This is a genomic window from Nocardia wallacei (assembly GCF_029868745.1).
Classification (GTDB): Bacteria; Actinomycetota; Actinomycetes; order Mycobacteriales; family Mycobacteriaceae; genus Nocardia; species Nocardia wallacei_B.
In genome coordinates this window covers 1-6,796 of the sequence record NZ_JARWOP010000195.1, presented here as the reverse complement: position 1 = coordinate 6,796, position 6,796 = coordinate 1, and the positions used below count along the sequence as shown (strand labels likewise).

General features: G+C 69.8%; 8 protein-coding genes. All 8 read right to left on the bottom strand.

The window, feature by feature from the left end:
* Positions 1–141: 141 nt before the first annotated feature.
* The gene (locus QH470_RS16250) at positions 142–972 is read right to left on the bottom strand and encodes an ABC transporter permease (RefSeq protein WP_425302684.1); all 831 of its coding nucleotides are present in this window, start codon (positions 970–972) and stop codon (positions 142–144) included.
* An 8-nt stretch (positions 973–980) separates the two neighbouring features.
* Positions 981–1,991 (bottom strand): ATP-binding cassette domain-containing protein, encoded by a 1,011-nt coding sequence (locus tag QH470_RS16245; RefSeq protein WP_280273205.1) that lies wholly within the window; start codon positions 1,989–1,991, stop codon positions 981–983.
* Between the two features lie 84 nt (positions 1,992–2,075).
* Positions 2,076–3,233 carry an o-succinylbenzoate--CoA ligase gene (gene menE / locus QH470_RS16240; RefSeq protein ID WP_280273204.1) on the bottom strand — a complete coding sequence of 386 codons (1,158 nt, stop codon included), beginning with the start codon at positions 3,231–3,233 and terminating at the stop codon, positions 2,076–2,078.
* Positions 3,234–3,308: 75 nt separating this feature from the next.
* Positions 3,309–3,665: a DUF3349 domain-containing protein gene (locus QH470_RS16235; protein WP_280273203.1), complete on the bottom strand. Its 357-nt coding sequence runs from the start codon at positions 3,663–3,665 to the stop codon at positions 3,309–3,311.
* 18 nt (positions 3,666–3,683) lie between these two features.
* The gene (locus QH470_RS16230; protein ID WP_280273202.1) at positions 3,684–3,974 is read right to left on the bottom strand and encodes a hypothetical protein; all 291 of its coding nucleotides are present in this window, start codon (positions 3,972–3,974) and stop codon (positions 3,684–3,686) included.
* Positions 3,974–5,257, bottom strand: a complete 1,284-nt coding sequence (locus QH470_RS16225; protein ID WP_280273201.1) for an inorganic phosphate transporter — start codon at positions 5,255–5,257, stop codon at positions 3,974–3,976. The genes QH470_RS16230 and QH470_RS16225 overlap by 1 nt, the downstream gene beginning before the upstream one ends.
* A 25-nt stretch (positions 5,258–5,282) precedes the next feature.
* A complete protein-coding gene (locus QH470_RS16220; protein ID WP_280273200.1) occupies positions 5,283–5,684 on the bottom strand; it encodes a VOC family protein in 402 nt (133 codons plus the stop codon).
* Between the two features lie 47 nt (positions 5,685–5,731).
* Positions 5,732–6,625, bottom strand: a complete 894-nt coding sequence (locus QH470_RS16215; protein ID WP_280273199.1) for a 1,4-dihydroxy-2-naphthoyl-CoA synthase — start codon at positions 6,623–6,625, stop codon at positions 5,732–5,734.
* Between the last annotated feature and the right edge of the window lie 171 nt (positions 6,626–6,796).

Genomic DNA, 6,796 nt, shown 5'->3' with positions numbered 1-6,796 from the left:
GGGGGGGGGGGCTCCCTCCCGCGCGGGGCGGGGGGGGGGGGGGTGGGGGGCCCGTCCGCTGTGGGGGGGGGGGGGGTGGTCTTTCTTGCCGGGCCGGGGGGCCCCTCCCCCCCCCCCCGGACATTGTGGTGAGGAGTCGGCTCACGCCCGGCGCATGTAGGCCCGGATGGCGAGCGGGGCGAAGATCGCGATCACGACCGCCGACCCGACCAGGCACCAGAGGATGTTGCTCGAGTAGACGTTGCCGTTCATCAACTCGCGGCAGGCGTTGACCATGTAGTAGATCGGGTTCGCCTTGTTCAGTCCCTGCATCCAGCCCGGCATGGTGCTGACCAGGGCGAAGGCGCCGGACATGAACGTCAGCGGGAACATGATCATCATCGAGATTCCCTGCACGGACGCCGCGCTCTTGCCGGTGACGCCGACCAGCGCCCAGATCCAGCTGACGGCGAACGAGCAGACCACGACGATCAGACCCGCGACCACCACGCCGACGACCCCGCCCGCGGGCCGGTAACCCAGGACCAGGCCGACCACGATGGTGAGCACCGTGGCGATGCCGTAGCGCACCATGTCGGCGATCAGCGCGCCCGCCAGAGCCGAAACCCGGGCGATCGGAAGGGATTTGAACCGGTCGAAGACGCCCTTGTCCATATCCTCGCGCAGCTGCGTTCCGGTGACGACCGAGGTCAGCACGACGGTCTGCACCAGAATGCCCGGAATCAGCACCGGCAGATAGGCGCTCACGCTGCCGCCGATGGCGCCGCCGAAGATGTACGCGAACAACGCCGTGAACAGGATCGGCTGAATCGTGACATCGAACAGCTGCTCGGGATTGTGCTTGATCTTCAGGATGCCGCGGTAGGCCATGGTGAGGGAGTGCGACAGGGCCTGCCGGAACGGAATGTGGTTGCTTACTTCGGGGATCGCGGCACGGGCCGCGTGGCGCCCGCCTGTGGTGGGTGCGGTCAGAGTGGTAGTCACGCCGCGCTCCTTTCGGTGTCGGTGTCGGTGTCCTCGGCGCCGTGCCCGGTGATCGCGAAGAACACCTCGTCCAGGCTCGGCTTGCTGACGGTGATCTCGTCGACCCGGATGTCGTTGTCGCGCAACTGGATCAGGAGGTCGGCGGTGATGCCGGGGTCGGTCAGCGGGGCGGTGATGCGCCGCGCCTCGGGGGTGATGCTGGCCTCGACGAGCCTTCCGGCCGCGTGCGACAGGAAGTCGCCGATGAGCGTGCGGGCCTGTTCGATCAGCTCCGGCTCGGCCAGCGTGACCTGCAGTGCGGACGTGCCCACCGAGGCCTTCAGCTCGTCGGAGGTGCCGTCGGCGATGACCTTGCCGTGGTCGATGACCGCGATACGGTCGGCCAGCTGGTCGGCCTCGTCGAGGTACTGGGTGGTCAGCAGCACGGTCGCGCCCTCGCGGACCAGCCGCCGGATGGTCTCCCACATCTGCGCGCGGGTGCGCGGATCCAGGCCGGTGGTCGGCTCGTCGAGGAACAGCAGCGGCGGCGTCGCGATCAGGCTGGCGGCCAGGTCGAGGCGGCGCCGCATGCCGCCGGAGAAGTTCTCCAGGGGCTTGCTCGCGGCCTCGGTGAGCCCGAACTCCTCGAGCAGTTCGGCCGACTTGCGCTTGGCCTCCGCCCGGCTCAGGCCGAGCAGACGGGAAAAGATGATCAAATTCTCGGTGGCGCTGAGCTTTTCGTCCACCGAGGCGTACTGCCCGGTGACGCCGATCAGCGAGCGGACCGCGGTCGGTTCGGCCACCACGTCGTGGCCGAAGATCCGGGCGCTGCCTCCGTCCGGGCGCAGCAGCGTGGCGAGCATGCGGATGGTGGTGGTCTTGCCGGCTCCGTTGGGGCCCAGCACGCCGTACACGGCGCCCTGCGGTACCGCCAGGCTCACGCCGTCGACGGCTCGCTGCTCCCCGAAGACCTTGACCAGCCCGTCCGCCTCGATGGCGAGAGCATCAGCAGGTGCGTATGAAGTCATGACACACACTGTGGAACCCGGGACTTGCATGCCCCTTGCACCGCTGTTGCGTGCCCGCGCAAGACCGGCTTGCGTCGCGAGAGATCAGTGCGGGGAGGCGGCGAGCAGATCGTCGCGGAGCTTGTTGCGGTCGGGCTTGCCGGGGCCGCGCATCGGAATCTCTTCCAGCAGAGCGAGTTCGCGGGGCGCGGCGATCGTGTCGAGCTCCGCGACGACGTGTTCGCGCAGTTCGTCGAGGGTGGGGACGGTTCCGGCGACCGGCACCACCGCGACCGCGACGCGCTGGCCCAGCCGTTCGTCGGGCAGGCCCAGCACCACGGCCTCGCTCACCGCCGGGTGCGTGGCCAGCACGGCCTCCACGACCTGCGGGATGACCAGCAGGCCGCCGGTCAGGATGGCCTCGTCCAGGCGGCCCTGAATCGTCAGCACGCCGTTCTCGTAGACCCCGGCGTCCTCGGTGCGGAACCAGCCGGGTTCGGCGAAGGCCGGATGATCGGGCAGTCCGCGGTAGCCCTTGGCGAGCATGTCGCCGCCGAGCAGCACCCGGCCGTCCTCGATGCGGACTCGAGTGCCCGTCAGCGGCACGCCCTCGTACACGCAGCCGCCGCAGGTCTCGCTCATGCCATAGGTACGGACGATGTTGATGCCCGCCGCGCGAGCGCGGTCCAGCACGGGCCGCGGGGTGGGGGCGCCGCCGATCAGCACCGCGTCCAGCGAGGTGAGCGCCTCGATCCCGGCAGGGTCGTCGAGGGCCTTGATCAACTGCGTCGGCACCAGCGAGGTGTAGCGACGCGGGCCGGTCATGCCCGCGACCGCGCTGGCCAGCCCGCCCGGCAGAAAGCCGTCCGAGACGTCCAGGGCCACCGGCTCGGTACCGGCCTGGATACTGCGCAGCAACACCTGCAGGCCCGCGATGTGATGGGTCGGCAACGCCAGCAACCACTGGCCGGGGCCGCCGAGCCGCTCGTGGGTGGCCTCGCCGCTCGCGAGCAGGGCGGCGGCGGTGAGCATCGCGCCCTTCGGCACGCCCGTGGTCCCGGAGGTGGTCACCACCAGCGCCACGTCGTCGTCGATCGGTTCGCCGGGACGCAGCGCGTTCGACAGCCGGTGCGACTCCCGCCGATCCCCGGTCGGCACCGGCAGCCAGGCCGCACCGTTGCCCGCCAGGGCTTCCCGCAAGTGCGGCAGGACGTCACCCACCGCGGCTCCGGTGGGCATGGGGAGGGTCCGCAGGGTGCTCACGTTCGCGATCGTGTCATGTCTGGCCCGACGACCCGGCAACGGGTCCGCGCTTCCTTCACTCGGGTAGGGAGGGGATCAGTCCGACGTCGGTGTCGCCAGCGGCCATCCACCGGCTGCCAGCCGGGAGGCCACTCTAGCGATATCGTCCTCGCCCGGCTGTTCCTTGGCAACTCGGGCGATCGCCTCCTCGATCTCGTGCCGGGCGATCTCGTCGTCGCCGGCGCGCTCGCTGACCAACTCCTCGACGATCATCTGCACCTCGTAGTCGGTGAGGCGGCGGTGCAGCACCGCGAGCAGCGCCACATAGTCCGACTGCGGAATACCTTGCGGATAACCGGCTTTCAGCCAGCCGAGCACCTTGCGCAGGATCGACTTCTCGGCCTCCGACTCCTCGGGGCCGCGCGGCGGTGTGGCGTGTGGATCACTGGTCACGACGGGTCCTTTCCGCGGTCATCCCTGCCCGAACAGATGGATGCCGAGACGTGCTGCGAGAAATCCCTTGGCGACGTACAGGACTCCCGTCACGACCGCCGCCAGCACCACCGCGAAGCACACCGCGGCCGCGGTCAGCGCGGCCCGGCGGCGGGTGGGGGAGAGCGTCACCGTGCCGTCGGCGCTTGCCGCGGCGCGCGACTGGAATCGGACGCCCAGGGCGAAGATCGCGGGCAGCCCGGCGCCGAAGACGAGGGCGGTCAGCGTCACTCGCCACAGTTCCTTCGAGATCAAGACGACCGTGTCCATCAGGCCCGCCCCGCCGATCGATGTGCCGGTGTGCCGTCGCTCGCCGCCGGGTCGCGCTGACTGTCCGGAACGGACGGCGGCCCGGCATTCGGTGCGGGCGTGGGAAGCTCCGGCCCCCGCGACCCGGGCGCGGCGGGCGGCGCCTGCCCGCGCCACTCGTCGTTGACGTTGGCCGCGTCCACCGGCGCTCGCCGCGCCCGCAGCCACATGAACATCGCCAGCATGATCAGCACCGCGAACACCACCAGCACCCCGGCGAGTCCGCCCACGCCGTGCGCCAGCGCCCAGCAGATCGCCCCCGCCACACCGGCCAGCGGCAGCGTCAGTACCCACGCCACCACCATGCGGCCCAGCACCGGCCATCGCACCTCCGCGCCCGGCCGTCCCAGGCCGGTGCCGAGGATCGCGCCCGTGACGGTCTGCGTCGTCGACAGCGGCAGGCCGAAGTGCGCCGAGGTGAGAATGATCGCGGCGCTGGTGGATTCGGCGGCCAGCCCCTGCGGAGAGGTGATGTCGACCAGGCCCTTGCCCAGCGTGCGGATGATGCGCCAGCCGCCCAGCGAAGTCCCCGCGGCGATCGCGACCGCGCAGGCCACGATGACCCACAGCGGCAGCGAGTCCGACGGCGACCGCGAACCGTAGGCGATCAGCGCCAGGAAGATGATGCCCATCGTCTTCTGCGCGTCGTTGGTGCCGTGCGCCAGCGAGACCAGCGAGGCCGAACCGATCTGGCCCCACCGAAATCCGCGCGTCACCGACCGCTCGTCGCTGCCGCGGGTAATCCGGTAGACCAGCCAGGTGCCGATCGAGGCGACCAGCGCCGCCACCACCGGCGCCAGCACCGCGGGCAGCACGATCTTGCCGAGCACGCCCTGCTCGCCCGCCGACCAGATGACGCCGTTCCAGCCGAGAGCCGCGATCGTCGCGCCGATCAGACCGCCGAACAGCGCGTGCGAGGAACTCGACGGCAAACCGAACAGCCAGGTCAGCAGGTTCCACAGAATGCCGCCGACCAGGCCCGCGAACACGATCTCCAGCAGATCGGGACCGCCGACGTCGTTGAGCCGGACGATGCCCTCCGCCACCGTGGCCGCCACCTCCACACTGAGGAACGCACCGATCAGATTGAGCCCGCCCGAGAGCAGGACCGCGGTCCGCGGACCCAGCGCACCGGTGGCGATGGAGGTGGCCATCGCGTTGGCGGTGTCGTGGAATCCGTTGGTGAAGTCGAAGACCAGTGCAGTGACGACGACGATGAGCAGAACCAATAGTTCGGCGGTCACCGCTCCAGTGTGCGTTATCGACCCGTTAACGCGATGGCCAGGGTGGGCGGGAATCGCGGCGCAGCGGGTGCTCCGGCGGCACCTCCACCACCACGATCGGCACGTCGTCCGGGTCGCGGAGCCACATCTCGATCAGTCCCCACGGCTCCCGCACGGGATCGCGATCGATGGCGACCCCGTGCTCCGCGAGAGCGGCCGCGGCCTCGTCCGCGTCGCGCACCTGCAACCACAGGGCGCCCGCGAATCCGGTGGGCGCGTCGTCGCGGCGGCCGTGCGCGGCCACCTCGACCAGCGACTGCCCCGCGTAGAACACGGTGCCGCCCGGATACTCCCGCGCGATCGCCAGTCCCAGCCCGTCCCGATAGAACGCCAGTGTTCGCTCGTAGTTCGCCGGTCGCAAAATGACGCGGCTGCCGAGAATGTCCACAGCACCGAGCGTAGGTCTTGTGATCTTCCCGAACCGGGCACTTCGCCTCAGAAGTACCAGGGGTAGGGCGACCAGTCCGGCTTGCGCTTCTCCAGGAACGCGTCGCGGCCCTCGACCGCCTCGTCGGTCATGTAGCCCAGCCGGGTCGCCTCGCCCGCGAACAGCTGCTGGCCGACCAGGCCGTCGTCGGTCAGGTTGAACGCGTACTTGAGCATCCGCTGGGCCTGCGGCGACTTGCCGAGGATGTCGGCGGTCCACTCCAGGGCCTCGTCCTCGAGCCGGTCGTGGTCGACGACGGCGTTCACCGCGCCCATGTGATGCATCTGCTCGGCGGTGTAGGGGCGGCCCAGGAAGAAGATCTCGCGGGCGAACTTCTGGCCCACCATCTTCGCCAGATACGCGCTGCCGTAACCGGCGTCGAAGCTGCCCACGTCGGCGTCGGTCTGCTTGAAGCGGGCGTGCTCGCGGCTGGCCAGGGTGAGGTCGCACACCACGTGCAGGCTGTGCCCGCCGCCGGCGGCCCAGCCGTTCACCAGGGCGATGACCACCTTGGGCATGAAGCGGATCAGGCGTTGCACCTCGAGAATGTGCAGTCGGCCTGCGCGGGCCTTGTCTACCGTCTCGGCTGTTTCGCCCGAGGCGTATTGGTAGCCGCTGCGGCCGCGGATGCGTTGGTCGCCGCCGGAGCAGAAGGCCCAGCCGCCGTCTTTGGGGCTCGGGCCGTTGCCGGTCAGGAGGACCGCGCCGACGTCCGGGGTCATTCGGGCGTGGTCTAGGGCGTGGTAGAGCTCGTCGACGGTGTGGGGGCGGAAGGCGTTGCGGACTTCGGGGCGGTTGAAGGCTACTCGGACTGTGCCTTGGGTGAGGTGGCGGTGGTAGGTGATGTCGGTGAGGGTTTCGAATCCGGGGACGGGGGTCCAGAGGGTGGGGTTGAAGGTCACGGGGTTATCTTGCCTTGGGGTTGGGGTGGTGGGTTTGTGGCTGGGTTGGGTGGGGATCACTGCTGTGTTTTTTGGCCTTCGCTTCGCTTCGGCGGGTTTTCGGCGCCCTTGGTCTCGGTTTTCGGGTGCCGTTGCTGGCTCCTTCGTCGCATTGCAGCGCCACCCGAAAAC